This window comes from Stenotrophomonas nitritireducens (assembly GCF_001431425.1).
GTDB lineage: Bacteria > Pseudomonadota > Gammaproteobacteria > Xanthomonadales > Xanthomonadaceae > Stenotrophomonas > Stenotrophomonas nitritireducens.
Genome location: NZ_LDJG01000011.1, coordinates 79,133 through 97,984 on the forward strand (window position 1 = coordinate 79,133; position 18,852 = coordinate 97,984).

At 68.7% G+C, this 18,852-nt stretch carries 12 protein-coding genes and 1 pseudogene; 3 read left to right on the forward strand and 10 right to left on the reverse strand.

Annotated features, from left to right (window positions below):
• The first annotated feature begins 1 nt into the window (after position 1).
• Positions 2-658: a DUF2058 domain-containing protein gene (locus ABB22_RS08300; protein WP_055764822.1), complete on the forward strand. Its 657-nt coding sequence runs from the start codon at positions 2-4 to the stop codon at positions 656-658.
• Positions 659-793: 135 nt separating this feature from the next.
• Here the strand turns inward: ABB22_RS08300 and ABB22_RS08305 are convergent, their stop codons facing one another.
• From ABB22_RS08305 to ABB22_RS08315, 3 genes are all read right to left on the reverse strand, one after another.
• Positions 794-1,975 (reverse strand): MFS transporter, encoded by a 1,182-nt coding sequence (locus ABB22_RS08305; RefSeq protein WP_055764824.1) that lies wholly within the window; start codon positions 1,973-1,975, stop codon positions 794-796.
• Positions 1,976-2,423: 448 nt separating this feature from the next.
• Entirely contained in the window at positions 2,424-3,875 is a 1,452-nt protein-coding gene (locus ABB22_RS08310) for an amidohydrolase family protein (RefSeq protein ID WP_055764826.1), read from the reverse strand.
• Positions 3,876-3,923: 48 nt separating this feature from the next.
• A complete protein-coding gene (locus ABB22_RS08315) occupies positions 3,924-4,598 on the reverse strand; it encodes an ankyrin repeat domain-containing protein (RefSeq protein WP_055764828.1) in 675 nt (224 codons plus the stop codon).
• Between the two features lie 125 nt (positions 4,599-4,723).
• Between ABB22_RS08315 and ABB22_RS08320 the strand changes: the two genes are divergently transcribed.
• Entirely contained in the window at positions 4,724-5,605 is an 882-nt protein-coding gene (locus tag ABB22_RS08320; RefSeq protein ID WP_055764830.1) for a LysR substrate-binding domain-containing protein, read from the forward strand.
• Positions 5,606-5,852: 247 nt separating this feature from the next.
• On the opposite strand, the gene ABB22_RS08325 is transcribed toward ABB22_RS08320, so the two are convergent.
• From ABB22_RS08325 to ABB22_RS08340, 4 genes are all read right to left on the reverse strand, one after another.
• Positions 5,853-7,025 (reverse strand): amidohydrolase family protein, encoded by a 1,173-nt coding sequence (locus ABB22_RS08325; protein WP_055764832.1) that lies wholly within the window; start codon positions 7,023-7,025, stop codon positions 5,853-5,855.
• A 397-nt stretch (positions 7,026-7,422) separates the two neighbouring features.
• Positions 7,423-10,107, reverse strand: a complete 2,685-nt coding sequence (gene metH, locus ABB22_RS08330) for a methionine synthase (RefSeq protein ID WP_055764834.1) — start codon at positions 10,105-10,107, stop codon at positions 7,423-7,425.
• The gene (locus tag ABB22_RS08335; protein ID WP_055764837.1) at positions 10,104-11,207 is read right to left on the reverse strand and encodes a homocysteine S-methyltransferase family protein; all 1,104 of its coding nucleotides are present in this window, start codon (positions 11,205-11,207) and stop codon (positions 10,104-10,106) included. Before ABB22_RS08335 ends, metH begins: the two co-directional genes overlap by 4 nt.
• A gap of 53 nt (positions 11,208-11,260) precedes the next feature.
• A complete protein-coding gene (locus tag ABB22_RS08340) occupies positions 11,261-12,190 on the reverse strand; it encodes an ArsR/SmtB family transcription factor (RefSeq protein WP_055764839.1) in 930 nt (309 codons plus the stop codon).
• Between the two features lie 216 nt (positions 12,191-12,406).
• Here ABB22_RS08340 and ABB22_RS08345 point away from each other — a divergent pair, with 216 nt between their 5' ends.
• Complete coding sequence (locus ABB22_RS08345; RefSeq protein ID WP_055764841.1) at positions 12,407-13,555, forward strand: acyl-CoA dehydrogenase family protein; 1,149 nt, start codon at positions 12,407-12,409, stop codon at positions 13,553-13,555.
• Positions 13,556-13,825: 270 nt separating this feature from the next.
• On the opposite strand, the gene ABB22_RS08350 is transcribed toward ABB22_RS08345, so the two are convergent.
• From ABB22_RS08350 to ABB22_RS08360, 3 genes and pseudogenes are all read right to left on the reverse strand, one after another.
• On the reverse strand, positions 13,826-16,993 hold the full coding sequence (locus tag ABB22_RS08350; protein WP_055764843.1) for a multidrug efflux RND transporter permease subunit: 3,168 nt from the start codon (positions 16,991-16,993) through the stop codon (positions 13,826-13,828).
• A gap of 24 nt (positions 16,994-17,017) precedes the next feature.
• A pseudogene (locus ABB22_RS08355) lies at positions 17,018-18,181 on the reverse strand (efflux RND transporter periplasmic adaptor subunit); the annotation flags it as partial.
• 23 nt (positions 18,182-18,204) lie between these two features.
• The gene (locus tag ABB22_RS08360; RefSeq protein ID WP_055764845.1) at positions 18,205-18,843 is read right to left on the reverse strand and encodes a TetR/AcrR family transcriptional regulator; all 639 of its coding nucleotides are present in this window, start codon (positions 18,841-18,843) and stop codon (positions 18,205-18,207) included.
• Positions 18,844-18,852: the final 9 nt, after the last annotated feature.

The window sequence follows — 18,852 nt, forward strand, 5'->3', positions numbered from 1 at the left end:
CATGAGCGACACTCTCCGCGATCAGCTCCTCGGGCTGGGCTTCAAGCCCGCGCCCAAACCGGAGCGCAAGCCCGAAACCCGCCGCGACGGCCGCCCGCAGGGCAAGCCGGGGCAGGCCCGTCCGCAGGCCGGCAACAAACCCGGCAACAAACCCGGCCATGCCGGCAAGCCCGCGCACGGCAACAAGCCCGCGCATGCTGGCCCGCAGGGCCCGCGCAAGCCACGCTCGCAGGAAGACATCGACCTGGCCAAGGCCTATGCGATCCGCGCGCAGAGGGAGAAGGACGAGCGCATCGAGGCCGAGCGCCAGAAGCAGGAAGAAGCGCGCCTGCGCCGCGAGGCGAAGGCCAGGCTGGACGAACTGCTCAAGGACAAGGCGCTGAACGTCGCCGACGCCGACATCGCCCGCCACTTTCCCTATGGCGGCAAGATCAAGCGCATCTACGTCACCGCCGACCAGCTCAAGGCGCTCAATGCCGGGCAACTGGGCGTGCTGCAGCAGAACGGGCGCTACCTGCTGGTGACGGCCGAACTGCTGGCCGAGGCGGAGGCGGTCTTCGCCCCGGCCGTGGCGCTGAAGATCGATCCCGACGCACCTGCCGAGGCCGATCCCTACGCCGACCCGATGTACCAGGTGCCGGACGATCTGGTCTGGTAGGGAGAGGCGGGGAACGAGCAACGAATGGCGGGCGGAAGCAGCAAGGCTGCTGATGTCCTCGCAAAGCCCAACGCCGTCATTTCCGCCTGCGCGGGAATGACGGCTTTTTTCTTTTTCGTCCTTGCTCGTCCTGCTTCACTGTTTCCTTGCTTTCGGCCTTTCCGGCACGAAACAAAACGCAATCACCGCTCCGGCCAGGGCGAAACAGCCGCCGGCGATGAAGGCGGCCCGGCCGTCGCCGAAACGCCACAGCTGCCCGGCGATCAGCGCGCCGAGCACGCCGCCCAGTCCCGACGAGAACCCATAGAACAGCCCCTGGCCGTGCCCATTGAGGTTGCCGGGGAAATAGCGCGCCAGCAGCTGCATCGCCGAGGCGAAGAACGCGGCGAAGCCCAGGCAGTGGGTGGCCTGGGCCACCAGCATCACCGGGATGTTTTCCGGCCACAGGGCGGTTGCCCACCAGCGCAGCGCGGCGCTGGCCATGGAGATGATCAGCAGCCAGCTGGCATCCCAGCGCTTGAAGAAGCCGGCGATCAGGAAGAACACCGCCACCTCGAACACCACGCCCACGGTCCACATCAGGCCCAGCAGCGAGGTGCTGTAGCCGTGCTGGTCCATATACAGCGAGAAGAACGTGTAGTACGGCCCGAACGAGAGCTGCTCGAGGAAGGCGGCGATGAAGAACGCCAGCACCGGCGGCCGCCGCACGATCGCCCAGAAGCCCTGCACGTGCGCGGCATGGGTGCCGACGTGGCGCGCATAGCGGTTGAGGAAGGAAGCGCCGCTCATCAGCACGAACAGCGGCAGCATCAGCCACGGCAGCAGGCCGGCGCCGTGCCGCTCGATCACCCAGCCGAACGAGGTCACCACCGCGATGAAGCCCAGCGAACCCCATACCCGGATCATGCCGTAGCGATGGCTGTCGCTGCCCAGGTGGGTGAGGGTGATGGATTCGAACTGCGGCATCACCGCGTTGTAGAAGAAGCAGAAGCCGACCATCACCGCATACAGCGTCCATTGCGGCTGCGGCAGCAGGAAGCCGGCGAAGCTGGCGACGGTCAGCACGCAGCCGATGCGCAGCCAGCGGATCGGGCGCGGCGATACCGCCGCCAGCGAGGTCCAGGTGCTGGGCGCGACCACGCGGGTCGCATACCACAGGCTCATCATCACGCTGATCGCGGTCACGCCCATGCCGCGCGACTGCAGGTACAGGCTCCAGTACGGCGTGAACGCGCCCAGGGCGGCGTAGTAGAAGAAATAGAAGCTGGATAACCGGGCGACGGGGACCGGCGGTTGCGGTGTGGTTGGGGAAGTCATGGGGAGCGCACGGAGCGCAGAAGCGGGGGCGCATATTGTGCCCGGTGCGTTCCATCAAGGAAGGCACCGCGATCTTGTAGAGCGGAGCAGCGCCCCGCTGGAGCTGTACCGGGAATGCCCCCGCCGGGCGTCGCCCGGCGCTACAAAACCTGCCGCCCTGTAGAGCGGGGCAACGCCCCGCTGGAGCTGTACCGGGAATGCCCCCGCCGGGCTTCGCCCGGCGCTACAGAACCTGCCCGCCTTGTAGAGCGGGGCAACGCCCCGCTGGAGCTGTACCGGGAATGCCCCCGCCGGGCTTCGCCCGGCGCTACAGAACCTGCCCGCCTTGTAGAGCGGGGCAACGCCCCGCTGGGGCTGTACCGGGAGCGCCCCGGCTTGTGCCTCGCAGGCGTAAAAAAGCGGCGGAGCATGGCTCCACCGCAAGGGGAAGATACGGTGGTGCGGGAGATCAGGGCGTCGCTTCGGCGTTCCAGGCGGCGACCCTGGCCTTGGTCTCGGCCAGCATCGCGTCCAGCGCGGCGCGGTCGTAGACCTTGCCGCGCATCACCACGGTGTCGATCGCGCGGGTCGCGTTGATGTCCAACAGCGGATTGCGCTCCAGCAGCACCAGGTCGGCGGCCTTGCCGGCTTGGACCGCACCGTAGCGGTCCAGCCTGCCGAACCAGGCCGGGCCGTTGCGGGTGGCCGCGACCAGTGCCTGCTGCGGGGTCAGGCCTTCGCGCACATACAGCGACAGTTCGTTGTGCAGGCCGATGCCGGGGTAGTTGTAGGAGTTGAGGAAGCCGGCGTCGGTTCCGGCCATGATGCGCACTCCGGCCTCCTGCAGCATCGGCAGCACCGAGGCGACCTGCGCATAGCGTTCGTGGCGTGCCTGGATCTGCTCCGGCGTGGCCTTGGCCGCGCGCTCCACGCGCCATGCGTAGGTCTTGCGCAGGCCCGGGCCGATGTAGGCCAGGTACGCATCGTTGTCGTGCGGTTCGGCGTCGAGGAAGCTGAGAATGCGGCCGCCGTCGAGCGTGGGGGTGACCGCCACGCCGAGTTCGGCGAAGCGGCGGTAGGCGGCCATCGCGGTGTCGCGGTCGAAACCGGTATGCAGCAGGCGGCTGGCCTCGGCGCGGTCGATGCGGCCGGCGGCCAGATCGGCGGTGATCTTCGCCTCGTCCGGAATGCCGGCCTGGAACGCATAGTCCAGGTGCTCGATCGAGCTGATGCCGGCATCCACGGCCTGGCCGACGGTCAGTGCCATCGGGATGTGGCCGGAGGTGCGCAGTCCGCGCTTCTTCGCCTCGGACACCGCGTACAGGAACAGTTCCGGCTTCAGCGTGCTGTCGGTGATCTTGACGAAATCGACCTTGTCGCGCTGTTCGCGGTCCAGCGCCGCATCGACGCCGGCCTTGTCGCCGACCTCGATGGTGCCCTTCCACACCGGGGCGATGCCTTCGATCTTGGCACCGGAGGTGAACAGCTGCGGGCCGAACAGTTCGCCCCTGGCGATCTGCCCGCGCCAGGACAGCACCTGTCCGGGCAGGTCGCCGGAGGCATCGCGCACGGTGGTGATGCCGTGCGCCACGTACAGCGGCAGCAGCGCCTTGTTTTCCTCGACCAGCGCCGGGCCGCCGCCGAAGTGCACGTGCATGTCCCACAGGCCGGGGATCAGGTAGTGATCCTTGGCGTCGACGGTCGTGGCGGCGCGCCACTGCCTGGCCAGCGCCTTGTCCTCGCCCACCGCCACGATCTCGTCGCCGCGGATCGCCACGGCCTGGCCGGGCAGGGTACGGCCGTGCTCGACGTCGACGACGGTGGCGTGGCGGACCAGGACGTCGGCATTCGAGCGTGCGGCCAGCGCCGGCGGCGCCAGCACGAGCAGGGAGGACAGGGCGAGGGAAAGCGTGGTTTTCATCGGTGGGTTCCAGTGGCGTGCGGCGGGCCGCACAACGGAGAAAGGGGATCAGCGGGCGCCGGCGGCGGCCAGCATGCGTTCGATGGCGGTCTGCCGACGCTGGCGGGCATGCCGCAGCGGCGCGACGCCTTCGCCATCGGCGAGATTCACGTCGGCACCGGCATCGATCAGCAGGCGCACGATGTCCTGGTGGCGGGTGCCGCCGTCGCCGAGGATGATGGCCTCCAGCAGGGCGGTCCAACCGAGGCGGTTGACGTGGTCCACGTCGACGCCGGCGTCGATCAACGTGCGTACGGTTTCCACGTGGCCGCGTTCGGCAGCCGGGATCAGCGCGGTGCCGCCATAGCGGTTGGTGCTGCGCGGATCGGCGCCGTGGGCCAGGGTCATCCGCAGGATGTCGAGCTGGCCGCTGGCGCCGGCATACAGATAGGCGCTGTCGTCGATCGCGTCCTTGGCGTTGACGTCGGCGCCGGCGTCGATCAAGGCCCGCGCCGCTTCGGTCTGCCGCCGGTGGACGGCCACCAGCAGCGGCGTGCGGCCCCTTGCGTCGCGGGCGCGGGTGTCGGCGCCCTGTGCGAGCAGGGCACGTACCGCTTCCGTGTCGCCGGTCTCGGCGGCCTGGAACAACTGCCGCGCCAGAGCAGGATCGCTGGCGCCGGCGGAGCAGGATGCCAGCATGGCCGTGGCCAGTACCTGCGCGGTGATCCAATGTCGAGCGGACATCGCCTGCCTCCTGATTTCTGCGGCGTGCGGATGCGCCTGTGGAGCGCATCGCGGTGGCGGACGTTTGCGCCCGGCTGGTGTCGATGCTACAAGCCGTCTCTTCCATCCAGAAATGAAATGTAACGATGGATATCAGTCCAAAATCGAATAGAGCGCTGTTCGACCTCGACCTGCTGCGCGCGTTGGTGACGGTGGCCGATTGCGGCAGCTTCACCGCGGCGGCGGCGCGCCTGCATTCCACCCAGTCCACCATCAGCCAGAAGGTGCGGCGGCTGGAGGAACTGGCCGGGCATCGCCTGCTCGACCGCGGGGTGCGCGATGTACGCCCCACCGACACCGGCGAGACCGTGCTGGGCTATGCGCGGCGCCTGCTGGCGCTGAACGAGGAACTGGGCGAGGCGCTGTCCGGCGCGGGCGTGGCCACCACCCTGCGCCTCGGCGTGCCGGAGGATTTCGCCGGCGGCCGCACCACGCACCTGCTGGCCGATTTCAGTCGGCTGCACCCGCGGGTGAAGCTGGAAGTGAGCAGCGGCCTGAGCCGCGCCCTGGCCGAGGGCTACGACCGCGGCGAACTGGACCTGGTGCTGGTCAAGCAGCGCCGCGGCAGCCGCGAGGCGCTGGCCTGCTGGCCCGAGCCGATGCGCTGGATCGACAGCGCGTCCAGCCCGGCGTTCGCGCTCGATCCGGTGCCGCTGGTGGCCTTCCCGCCGCGCGGGCTGTACCGCGACGATATGATCGACGCGATCGAGGCGCTGGGCCGGCGCTGGCGCATCAGCTTCACCAGTTCCAGCCTGGGGGGCATTCAGGCGGCGGTAGCCGACGGCCTGGGCATCAGCCTGCTGCCGGCGCGTACGGTGACGCCGGCGCATGTGGTGCTGGGCGCGGAAAGCGGCTTGCCGGAGATCGACAGCATCGAACTGGTGATCCTGATGCGGTCATCGGCCGACCCGGAGGTACGGGTGCTGGCCGACATGCTGGTGGAGATGCTGGGCCAGTCGCAGGTGTAGAAACGGTCTCAGTGGTGACCGGGGCATTCCCGGCGAAGCGCCATCGTGATTGATGCGGAAGAACCGCCGCTCGCGGCTCGCACCGCGTGGCGCGGCAGCGGCCAGCACCCACGGAAACCGGATCGGTGATGTCCGGCCATCCGTCGCAGCTGCGGGGATGGCCTGCGCAGGGGCTGCCGGGAAAACCCGATGCGGGGCGCCACCCCCGCATCGGCAGAAACCGGCGCGCTGGTTCCCACGGAATCGATCAAACGGCGTCCTGCACGAACCGGCCGCGGCGGACGATGCGGCGACGGCATGGAACCCCGGCCACCGCGGCCGCGGCGTTGGGCGCGTCGAGCACCAGGAAGGTGGCCTCGTTGCCCGCGGCCAGGCCATAGCCCTGCAGGCCGATCACGCGCGCGCTGGCGCCGGTGGCCATCTTCAGCGCCATGCACAGGTCCTCGTCGGTATGGAAACCGGAGCGGTAGCCGAGCAGCATCGCCCGCTGCAGCATGTCGCCGTTGCCGTAGGGCCACCATGCGTCGCGGATGTTGTCGTTGCCCATGAACACCTCCACGCCGGCCGCGCGCAGCCGGCGCACCGGCGGGAACGGACGGTCGCCCGGGGCGTTGGTCATGATCGCCACGCCGGCATCGGCCAGCACGGCGGCGATGCGGTCCACCTGCGCCTCGTCCACCTCGCCCAGCGAATAGGCATGGCTGACCGCCACGCGCCCCTCCATGCTGAGCGCGCGGGTGCGTTCGGCGATGCGCCGCAACTGCTCGATGCCGCCCAGGCCGGGCTCGTGCAGGTGGATGTCGACCTTAGCGCCATGGCGCTCGGCGATGCCGAACACCACGTCGAGCTGGCCCTTGCTGTCGCCGTCGAGCGTATCCGGGTCGATGCCGCCGACCACCTGCGCGCCTTGGCGCATCGCCGCCTCCAGTACCTCGGCCGTGCCGGGGCAGGACATCACGCCGGCCTGCGGGAACGCGACCAGTTCGATATCGACGATGCCGCGCCAGCGTTCGTGCACCGCGTTCACCGCGTGCAGGTTGTCCAGGCCGGTGGTCGCGTCGACATCGACATGGCTGCGCATCGCCACGGTGCCGAATGCGGCGGCCTGCGCGACCAGCGCATCGGCGCGCTCGACGATGGAGGGCGCGGCCGCCAGCTCCTGCTTCTCGATGGCCAGGCGCTCGCGCAGGGTCTGCGCCGGACGATGCGGGTGCCAGCGGTCGCCGACGAAGCTCTTGTCCAGGTGGATGTGGCCATCGACGAAGCCCGGCAGCACCAGCTGGCCGCCCAGGTCGACCAGTGCCGCGCCTTCGGTGCGCGGCAGGTCCGGGCCGATGGCGGCGAAACGACCGTCGGCGACGGCCAGTTCCAGGGGCTGGCCGTCGGGGCCGACGGCGTTGATGAAGAGTTGCTCGACCATGGCGGCTTCGTGGGGAAGGATGGGGGCTGCCACGATAGGCGCGGCATCCGTCCACCGGAAATGAAGTATCGCGATGGGGGCCATTCGCCCCGGCACTGGCCGATGGCTGGCGCCGGCCCGCGCAGTGGAGCCGGATGGAAGTCGAGTCGATATCGTTGCCTGCCGGGGCCTGGCCGCATGCGGCGGCGGCCTTCACGCCGGGCCGCATCCTCGTTGCTGGCCGATCGCGCCGCGCGGAGCGCCGCTCACATGCAGCGCACGCGAGCGTGACGTCACTCCCCGCGGCGGTCCTCATCCGGGATCGTGCCCCGGATTGAAAGCCGCGCCGGGAGGAGCAGGGTGCCGGTTCGTGCAGCGCGTCGCCGCGCGCCTGGATGTCACCGCAGCGCCGCGGCTTTCATTCCGGGTCGTAGTCGAGGTTCGAAGCCAGCCACCTCTCCGCCTGCGCCCGGTCCACGCCCTTGCGCCGCGCGTAGTCGGCGACCTGTTCCTTGGATACGCGGCCGACCACGAAGTACTGGCTCTGCGGATGGCTGAAGTAGTAGCCGGACACCGCTGCCGCCGGCAGCATCGCGAAGCCTTCGGTCAGGATCATGCCGGCGTTGCGTTCGGCATCGAGCAGGTCGAACAGCCTGCGCTTCTCGCTGTGTTCCGGGCAGGCCGGATAGCCGGGCGCGGGGCGGATCCCGGCGTACTGCTCGGCGATCAGCGCCTCGTTGTCCAGCGTCTCGTCCGCGGCATAGCCCCAGTATTCGGTGCGCACGCGATGGTGCAGGCGCTCGGCCAGCGCTTCGGCCAGGCGGTCGGCCAGCGCCTTGAGCAGGATCGCGTTGTAGTCGTCGAACTCGGTGCGGAAGCGCTCCAGGTGCGGCTCGATGCCGAGCCCGGCGGTGACCGCGAAACCGCCGATCCAGTCCTGCTTGCCGCTGTCTTCCGGGGCGATGAAGTCGGCCAGGCAGAAGTCGGGGCGTTCGGCGGGTTTGTCGACCTGCTGGCGCAGGAAGTGCAGGGTGGTGGATTCGCCGCCATGCTGGATGACCACGTCATCGCCGCGGCTGTTGGCCGGCCACAGCGCGAACACCGCCTTGGCCGTCAGCCACTTTTCCCTGGTGATCCGCTCCAGCAGCGCCTGCGCATCCGCGTACAGCTCGCTGGCCTGCGGGCCGACGATCTCGTCGGTCAGGATCGCCGGGAATTTGCCGGCCAGTTCCCAGGCACTGAAGAACGGCGACCAGTCGATGAACGGCAGCAGGTCGTCCAGCGGCCAGTCGTCGAACACGTGCAGGCCCGGCCGCTTCGGCGCAGGCGGCGTGTACTGCGCCCAGTCGCAGGTGAAGCGCTGGCCGCGCGCGTGCTCCAGCGACACCAGCCGCTTGGCGTCGCCGCGGTTGCGGTGGCGCTGGCGGATATCGGCGTAGTCGGCCTCGTTGGCGGCGACGAACGGGCCGCGCAGTTCGTCTGAAATCAGCGACTGGGCCACGCCGACCGCGCGCGAGGCGTCCTTCACCCAGATCGTCGGCGACTTGTAGTGCGGATCGATCTTCAGCGCAGTGTGCGCGCGCGAGGTGGTGGCGCCGCCGATCATCAGCGGGATGCTCAGGTTCTGCCGCTGCATCTCGCGGGCGACGTGGCTCATTTCTTCCAGCGACGGGGTGATCAGGCCGGATACGCCGATCAGGTCGGCGTTCTCGGCCAGCGCGGTGTCGATGATCTTCTGCGCCGGCACCATCACGCCCAGGTCGATCACCTCGAAGTTGTTGCAGGCCAGGACCACGCCGACGATGTTCTTGCCGATGTCGTGCACGTCGCCCTTGACCGTGGCCATGACGATTTTGCCGTTGCTCTTGCCGACGTCGCCGGTGCGCAGTTTCTCGGCCTCGATGAAGGGCAGCAGGTAGGCCACCGCCTTCTTCATCACCCGCGCCGACTTGACCACCTGCGGCAGGAACATCTTGCCGGCGCCGAAGAGGTCGCCGACCACGTTCATGCCGTCCATCAACGGGCCTTCGATCACGTCCAGCGGCCGCGCGGCCTGCTGCCGCGCTTCCTCGGTGTCTTCCTCCACCCATGCGTCCAGCCCCTGCACCAGCGCATGCGCCAGGCGTTCGCGCACCGGCTTCTGGCGCCAGCCCAGGTCTTCGGTCTTCTTCTCGCCCTTCCTGCCCTTGTAGCGTTCGGCGATTTCCAGCAGGCGCTCGGTGCCGTCCCTGCGGCGGTTGAGGATCACGTCCTCCACGCGTTCGCGCAGTTCCGGGTCGAGCTGGTCGTAGATCGGCAGCGCGCCGGCGTTGACGATGCCCATGTCCATGCCGGCCTTGATGGCGTGGTACAGGAACACCGAATGGATCGCCTGGCGCACGGTCTCGTTGCCGCGGAAGGAGAACGACACGTTGGACACGCCGCCGGACACATGGCAGTGCGGCAGCGTGCGCTTGATGATGCGGGTGGCCTCGATGAAGTCCACCGCGTAGTTGTCGTGCTCCTCGATGCCGGTGGCGACGGCGAAGATGTTCGGGTCGAAGATGATGTCCTGCGGCGGGAAGCCGACCTGCTCGACGAGGATGCGGTAGGCACGGGTGCAGATTTCCACCTTGCGCGCGCAGGTGTCGGCCTGGCCATCCTCGTCAAAGGCCATCACCACCGCGGCGGCGCCGTAGCGGCGCACCAGCCTGGCGTGTTCGATGAAGGCCGCTTCGCCCTCCTTGAGCGAGATCGAATTGACCACGCTCTTGCCCTGCAGGCATTTCAGGCCGGCCTCGATCACGCTCCACTTCGACGAATCCACCATCACCGGGATGCGGGCGATGTCCGGCTCGGACATGATCAGGTTGAGGAAGCGGGTCATCGCCTTCTCGGAGTCGATCAGGCCCTCGTCCATGTTGACGTCGAGGATCTGCGCGCCGCTGGCGACCTGCTGGCGCGCCACGTCCACTGCTTCCTCATAGCGGTCTTCCTTGATCAGCTTCTTGAACTGCGCGCTGCCGGTGACGTTGGTGCGCTCGCCGACGTTGATGAACAGCAGGTCCGGGGTGATGACCAGCGGTTCCAGGCCGGACAGGCGGGTGTAGGGCGTGGCGCTCATGCGGCCTGCTCCTGCGCCTGCGGCAATGCGCGCGGCGGCACGCCGGCCACCGCTTCGGCGATGGCCTTGATGTGCGCCGGGGTGGTGCCGCAGCAGCCGCCGACCAGGTTCAGCAGGCCGGAGGTGGCGAACTCCTTCAGCGTGGCGGCCATTTCCTCCGGCGTCTCGTCGTACTCGCCGAACGCATTGGGCAGGCCGGCGTTGGGATGGGCGCTGACGTAGCCGCTGGACACCTGCGCCAGCGTTTCCACGTGCGGACGCATGTCGGTCGCACCGAGTGCGCAGTTGAAGCCGATCGACAGCGGCTGGCCGTGCGCGACCGAGGCGTAGAAGGCTTCGGCGGTCTGCCCGGACAAAGTGCGCCCGGAAGCGTCGGTGATGGTGCCGGAAATCATCACCGGCAGGCGCGCGCCGCGCGCGTCGAAGGCCTCCTCGATGGCGAACAGCGCGGCCTTGGCGTTGAGCGTATCGAAGATGGTTTCCACCATCAGCGTATCGGCGCCGCCGTCGATCAGGCCGTCGATGGCCTCGCGGTAGGTCGTGCGCAGTTCGTCGAAGCTGGTGTTGCGGAAACCCGGGTCGTTGACGTTGGGGCTGATCGAGGCGGTGCGGCTGGTCGGGCCGAGCACGCCGATCACGAAGCGCGGCCTGTCCGGTGTCGTCGCCTCGACGGCGTCGCAGCACTGCCGTGCCACCTGCGCGCCGGCCTTGTTCAGTTCGTAGACCAGGTGCTGCAGGTGGTAGTCGGCCTGGCTGACCGAGGTGGCGTTGAAGGTATTGGTCTCCACCAGGTCGGCGCCGGCTTCCAGGTAGGCGGTGTGGATGCCGGCGATGATCTCCGGCCGGGTCAGCAGCAGCAGGTCGTTGTTGCCCTTGAGGTCGTGGCCGGCATGGCCGCAGCCGGGGCCGTGCACGTGGCCGTCGCCCGCCGGCAGGCTGTCGTAGCCCTGCGCGAAACGCTGCCCGCGGTAGTCGTCTTCCTCCAGCCCATGGCGCTGGATCATCGTGCCCATGGCGCCGTCGATGACCAGGATGCGCTGCTCGAGGGCGCGCAGCAGCTTGGCGACGCGTTCGGGGTGGAGCCAGGGGAGGGCGTGCATGGGCGGACCGTGACGTGGAATCGGGGAGGAGAGGGAGGCGTGCGCGCCAGGCTTCAGGGCCGGTGGGCGATCAGCGAGATCACCTCGAAATGCGGCGGGCGCTTCTCGCGGGTGACGGTTTCCAGGCTGGATACCTCCAGCCCGGCCTTCTCGACGAACCTGCGCAGGTCCTTGCCGGTGAAGCCGAGGTTGACGTGGCCATAGGCCTCCACCGCCGCCTTGTGCTCGTGGCGGGCGAGGCTGCACAGCATCAGCCGTCCGCCGGGGCGCAGCACGCGCGCGCCTTCGGCCACCGCCTTGGCCGGGTTGCTGGCGTAGGTGAGGGCGTGCATCAGCACCACCAGGTCGAAGCTGCCGTCGTCGAACGGCAGCTTGTGCATGTCGCCCTCGCGCACTTCGACATTGGGCAGCTTGCGCAGGCGCTCGCTGGCCGCGGCGACCACGCGCGCGCTGGTGTCGACGCAGACGTAGCGTTGCGCGTGCGGGGCCAGCAGCTCGGCCAGCACGCCATCGCCGGAGGCGATGTCGAGCACGTCGCCGGTCTCCAGCAGCGGCAGCGCGCTGCGCGCCAGCGCTTCCCAGGTGCGGCCCGGGGAGTAGTGGCGCTCCATGTCGCCGGCCACGCTGTCGGCCCAGTTCTGGTCGGCGGCGCGCATCGCCAGTACGGAGGGCACGCGCTCGGCGTCCTGGCGCAGCAGCGGATCGTCGCTGCCGTTGCTCAGCGCATGCCACAATGCGCGCTGCGCCGGATCCAGCGCGGCCTCGTCGAAGCGGTAGTAGGCCGACACGCCGGCGCGGCGGTCGCGCACCAGCCCGGCTTCCTTCAGGCGGGCCAGGTGGGTGGACACGCGCGGCTGCGCCAGCGTGGTGATGGCCGACAGCTCGGCCACGGTCAGCTCCTCCTGCTCCAGCAGCGTCAGCAGGCGCACGCGGGTGGCGTCGGCGAACACCTTCAGGCGGGTCGACCAGTCTTCCAGATCCATAAATATCTACCTATCGAGATAGAGAGATATTCTGCTGCTGCGGCGCGGCAGGGTCAAGGCGCAGGCCCCCCGGGGTAGGACCCGGCAACCCGTTGGGAACGGCGTTGCTGCCGGATGGCGACGGCGTCCGCATTCACCATGTTCCTGGCTGCTCCCCCTATGTTTCCGGCCTCAACAGTTACAATCGCAACTTCGTAACGCCCTGGGAGGGGTGCAGTGGATTTCAGCTTTTCCGACGAACAACTGATGCTGCAGGATGTCGCCCGCCGCATCGCCCAAGAGAAGATCGGCCCCAGCGCCGAGCACCACGATGCGACCGGCGAATACCCGCTGGAGAACATCCGCCTGCTCGGCGAGAACGGCCTGATGGGCATCGAGGTGCCGGTCGAGTACGGCGGCGCCGGCATGGACCCGGTGTCCAGCGTGCTGGCGATCGTCGAGGTCTCCGCCGCCGATGCCGCGCACGCGACCATCATGTCGGTCAACAACTCGCTGTTCTGCAACGCGGTGCTCAGCCATGGCAGCGAGGAGCAGAAGCAGCTGTACGTGCGCGCGATCGCCGAGGGTCGCGAGATCGGCGCCTTCGCCCTGACCGAATCGCAGTCCGGTTCCGACGCCACCGCCATGCGCTGCCGCGCGGTGAAGCAGGCCGATGGTTCCTACCTGATCAACGGCCAGAAGAGCTGGATCACCTCCGGTCCGGTGGCGCGCTACATCGTGCTGTTCGCCATGACCGACCCGTCGCAGGGCGCACGCGGCATCACCGCCTTCATGATCGACACCACCCGTGCCGGCTTCGGCCGCGGCAAGACCGAGCCCAAGCTGGGCGTGCGCGCCTCGGCCACCTGCGAAATCGAGTTCCAGGACTACGTGGCCCGCGCCGAGGACGTGATCGGCGCGGAGGGGCAGGGCTTCAAGATCGCCATGAGCCTGCTCGACTCCGGCCGCATCGGTATCGCCTCGCAGGCGGTGGGCATCGCCCGCGCGGCCTACGAGGCGTCACTGGCCTATGTGCGCGAGCGCAAGTCCTTCGGCGCGCCGATCGGCAGCTTCCAGATGATCCAGGCCAAGATCGCCGACATGAAGTGCAAGCTGGACGCGGCGTTGCTGCTGACCCTGCGTGCGGCCTGGACCAAGGCCCAGGGCAAGCGCTTCTCCACCGAGGCCGCGGTGGCCAAGCTGACCGCCTCGGAGGCGGCGATGTGGATCGCCCACCAGGCCGTGCAGATCCACGGCGGCATGGGGTACTCGAAGGAAATGCCGCTGGAGCGCTACTTCCGCGACGCCAAGATCACCGAGATCTACGAAGGCACCAGCGAGATCCAGCGCCTGGTCATCGCCCGCAACGAGACCGGCGTGCGTTGAGTGCTTCACGCCCCTCTCCCTGCGGGGTGAGGGGCAGTCCGCGAACCATCGGTTCGTCGCCCCTCGGACGCCCTTGCGCCAGCGCAAGGCCCGAGCGCGGAGCGCGGGTTGGTTGAAGCAGGGGGCGAAGCCCCGGCCGATGTCTGGCCGCACGCGGCTTGGCCCGTACCCTCATCCGTCCCTTCGGGTCACCCTTCTCCCAATGGCAGAAGGCATAAAACGAAGCCCCGGCAATGCCGGGGCTTCGTCGTTGCGGTCCGCGCAGCGGGATCAGCGATCCTGCTGCACCGTACGCACCTTGTGCTGCTCGATGAACTGCTTGGATTGTTCGTCCAGCTTGTCGCCGAGCACGCGGCGCACGGTGACGAAGAATAGCGGGATCAGCAGCACGCCAATGACGGTGGCGAACAGCATGCCGCCGATGACGCCGGTGCCCAGCGAGTGGCGGGCGTTGGCGCCGGCGCCGGTGGAGATGGCCATCGGCAGCACGCCCAGGATGAACGCGAACGAGGTCATCAGGATCGGGCGGAAGCGCAGGTGCGCCGCTTCGATGGCGGCCTCGCGCAGGGTCTTGCCGGCGGCGCGCTGCTCCACGGCGAATTCCACGATCAGGATCGCGTTCTTCGCCGCCAGGCCGATCACCGTCACCATGCCGATCTTGAAGTACAGGTCGTTGGGCAGGCTGCGCAGCATCGAGAACACCACCGCGCCGAGGATGCCGACCGGCACCACCAGCAGCACCGAGACCGGGATCGACCAGCTCTCGTACAGCGCGGCCAGGCACAGGAACACCACTACCACCGACAGCACCATCAGCAGGGTGGCGGCGTTGCCGGCCAGGATTTCCTGGTAGGACATGCCGCTCCAGTCGTAGCCGAAGCCGTTGGGCAGGTCGTTGTGGACCAGGTTCTCCATGGTCGCCATCGCCTGGCCGGAGCTGCCGCCGGGCGCCGGCGAGCCGACGATGTTCACCGCCGAGTAGCCGTTGTAGCGGCTCAGCGCGGGCGGTGCGTAGATCCACTCGGACTTGACCACCGTGCTGAGCGGGATCATCGAGCGCTGGCCGTCGGCGTCCGTGCTCAGCGAGCTGGGCACGTAGTAGCTGCGCAGCGATTCGGGACCGGTGCGGTAGGCGGCGTCGGCCTGCATGTTCACGCGCTTGATGCGCCCGCCGTAGAAGAAGTCGTTGACGTAGACCGGCGCCAGCATCATCTGGATCGCGGTGTAGACGTCATTGACCGACACGCCCATGGCCTGGGCCTGCACGCGGTCGACCTTCAGCTGAAGCTGCGGCGAGTTCTCCAGCGTGTTGGGGCGCACCGCGACCAGCGATTTGTCGCTCATCGCCGCGCCGAGCAGGGTGTTGCGCGCTTCCATCAGCGCATCCTGGCCGGCGCCGGCACGGTCCTGCAGCCACATGTCGAAGCCGCCGAACTGGCCCAGGCCCTGCACCGTCGGCAGGTTGACGAAGAACACCTGTGCGTCCTTGATGCCGACGAAGGCCTTGCCGTTCATCTTCTGGATGAATTCCGGCGCGGTCTCGCTGCGCGCGGCCCAGTCCTTGAGGCGGATGAAGGCCATGCCGACGTTCTCGCCCGAACCGACGAAGCTGAAGCCGGTGACCTGCATCATGCCTTCGAAGGACGGGTCGTCCTTCATCATGCCGTACAGCTGGTCGAACACCACGGTGGTGCGGCCCTTGGTCGCGCCCGGCGGCAGCTGCACGATGGCCAGCGCATAGCCCTGGTCCTCTTCCGGCAGGAAGCTGCCGGGCAGGCGGGTGAACAGGAAGCCGCACAGCACCACGAGCAGCGCGAACACCATCAGCCAGCGCGGGCTGTGCCTGATGACGCCGCCGACGGTGCCGACATAGCCCTTCTCGAGCTTGCCGTAGTACTTGTTGAAGGTGCGGTAGACCCAGTTCGGGTTGTCGTTGTGGGTCGGCTTGAGGAAGGCCGCGCACAGCGCCGGGGTGAAGCTCAGCGCCAGCAGCGCCGAGAAGCCCATGGACATGGCGATGGTCAGCGCGAACTGCTTGTAGATCTCGCCCGAGGCGCCGGGCTGCATGGCGCTGGGGATGAACACCGCCGCCAGCACCACGGTGATGGCCACCACCGCGCCGGTGATCTGGCCCATCGCCTTCTGCGTGGCCGGCTTCGGGTCGAGCTTTTCCTCGCTCATGATGCGTTCGACGTTCTCGATCACCACGATCGCGTCGTCCACCACGATGCCGATCGCCAGCACCATCGCGAACAGGGTCAGCTGGTTGATGGTGAAGCCGATCGCCAGCATGCCCATGAAGGTGCCGAGCAGGGCCACCGGGATGACCAGGGTGGGGATGATCGTGGCGCGGAAGTTCTGCAGGAAGATCAGCATCACCAGGAACACCAGGATGATGGCTTCCACCAGCGTGTGGATCACTTCCTTGATCGAGATGTTGACGAAGGTGGTGCTGTCGAACGGGGTGAACCAGCTCACGCCCGCCGGGAAGCTGGGGGCGAGGTCGTCCATCTTGGCGCGCACCGCCTTGGACACGTCCAGGGCGTTGGCGCCGGGCAGCAGCTGCACCGCGAACGCGGCCACCGGCTTGCCGTTGTAGCGGGTGTCGAAACCGTAGTTGGACGCGCCGAAGGCGACGCTGGCCACGTCCTTCAGCCGCACCACGCTGCCGTCGGCGTTGGCCCGCAGGATGGTGTTCTCGAACTCCTCGGGCGTGCTGTAGCGGCCTTCGGCGGCGACGGTGGCGGTGAAGGCCTGGCCGTTCGGCGCCGGGTCGCCGCCCACCGAACCGGCGGCGAATTGCAGGTTCTGGGTGCCGATGGCGTTGTACACGTCGGTGGCCGACAGGTGGTAGCCCTGCAGCTTCTCCGGGTTGAGCCAGATGCGCATGGCGTACTCGGAGCCGAACTGCTGGGTGCTGCCGACGCCGGGCACGCGCGAGATCTGGTCGAGCACGCGCGCGCCGACGATGTCGTTGAGCGCGTCGCGGTCCACCGAGCCGTCGTCCGAGCGCACGCCGATGGCCATCAGGAAGCCGGCGTTGGCCTTGGCCACCACGACGCCCTGCTTGGTCACTTCGGCGGGCAGACGCGGGGTGGCCAGCGCCACCTTGTTCTGCACCTGCACCTGGGCGATGTCGGCATTGGTGCCGCTGTCGAAGGTCAGGGTGATGCTGACGCGGCCGGTCGAGGACGAGGACGAACTGAAATAGACCAGGTTGTCGATGCCGGTCAGCTGCTGCTCGATCACCTGGGTGACCGACTTCTCGGCGGTGGAGGCGCTGGCGCCGGGGTAGGTGGCGCTTACCGTGACCTGCGGCGGGGCGACGCTGGGGTAGGACTCCACGCCCAGGTTGAGGATCGAGATCACGCCGCCCAGCGAGATCAGGATGGCCACCACCCAGGCGAATACCGGGTGTTCGATGAAGAATTTAGGCATGACGGGTTCCCGTTTCCCTTACTTGGCCGGCGCCGGCGCGGCGGCCGCGGGCTTGGTGGCGGCCGGCTGCCACGGCGAGGGCTTGGCCGGCGCGCCTTCCTTGACCTTCTGCACGCCCGAGACGATGACCTTGTCGCCGGCGGCCAGGCCGGAGGACACCAGCCAGTTGCCGTTCTGCTGGCTGTCCAGCGCCACGTCCTTGCGCGCCACGTTGCCGTCGCCGCCCACGACCAGCACGTAGCCGCCGCGGGTGTCGCGCAGCACGGCCTGCTGCGGGATCAGGAACGCGTTGTTGCGCTCGCCCAGGTTGGCCTTGAAGCTGACGAACGAGCCCGGCAGCAGGGTGCGCTCGGGGTTGGGCAGCTGCGCGCGCAGCGAAACCGCGCCGGTGGCGGGGTCGACCGTGGTCGCCGAGAAGTCCAGCGTGCCCTCATGGGTGTACGGCGTGCCGTCGGGCAGGTCGACCTGCACGGTGGTCTTGCCGTCGCCGGCCAGTGCCACCGCGCCCTTGGCCTGGGCGGCGCGCAGTGCGCTCAGTTCGTCGGCGGTCATCGAGAAATTGACGTACAGCGGGTCGATCTGGTCGACGGTGGTCAGCAGGGTCGCCTCGCCCTGGCCGACCAGCGCGCCTTCGGTCACCTGCTGCTTGCCGGCCACGCCGGCGATGGGCGCGGTGACATTGGCGTAGCCCAGGCTGATGCGGGCGGTGGTGACCGCGGCCTGCGCCTGCTGCACGGCGGCGGCGGCAGTGCGCTCGGTGGCCTCGGCGTTGTCCAGGTCGGACTTGGACACGTAGCTCTGCGGCGCCAGCGAGCGCGCGCGCTCGGCGGTGGTCCTGGCGTTGGCGTAGCTGGCGCGGGCCGAGGCCAGCGCCGCTTCGGCCGAGGCCAGCGAGGCGCGCAGCGGCGCCGGGTCGATCTGGAACAGCAGCTGGCCTTCCTTCACCGCGCTGCCTTCCTCATAGGCGCGCTTGAGCAGCACGCCGGATACCCGCGCGCGCACGTCGGCCGAGCGGAACGGCGACAGCCGGCCGACCAGTTCGCGCTGCAGCGGCAGGGTCTGCGGCCTGGCCTCGACGACACCGACATCCGGCGGCGGCGGAGCGGCCTGTTCCTGGGGCTTCTTGCAGGCGGTCAGGCCCAGGGCCAGGGCGCCGGTGAGGGCGAGGATGCGGAGCGGGGAGGTCATCGGGGAAACTCCGGGGGTTGTTTTCAACGAGTGCCGGGGATGCCGGCCGGCGGCGCCGGGAAGGCGCGCAGGAAGGCATCGACGGCGAATTCGGCCCACCGGCGGCGCACCTTCGGGTCGTCGCGGTGGGGGGCATGGAAGCGTTGTCGTTCGAAATCCTGACCGGCGATCATGCTTATTAGCATTTCGGCCATGAAATGCGGATCGTCATGGATGACGCGACCGCGGGCCATCTCGGTTCGCATCCATTCAGCCAGCTGTTCGCGCAGGGCATCGGCGCTGCTGTGGTAGAGCGCGCGGGCTTCCTCGCGGAACTCCTGGGCGCCGCTGGCGATCAGCTGCGCGGCCTGGCGGCTGCGCGGCTGGTTGCGGTTCTCCAGGTAGCGCAGGGCGAAATCCAGCAATATCCCGCGCAGCGGACGCTCGTCGCCACTGGCCAGCGGCGCGGCGGCGATGCTGACGTGCTGGCGCATCGCCAGGCTGAGCAGTTCGCGCTTGCTGCCGTAGCGGCTGTAGAGGGTCTGCTTGGAGCAGCCCACATGCGCGGCCACCGCGTCCATGCTCAGGTGCATGCCCTGGGTCGCCAGCAGTTCGCGCACGGCATCGAACACGCGCTGGTCGCGTGCCTCGGCAGGCGCGTATTGGAGGGGCTCGGGGTGCACGGTTTGGAC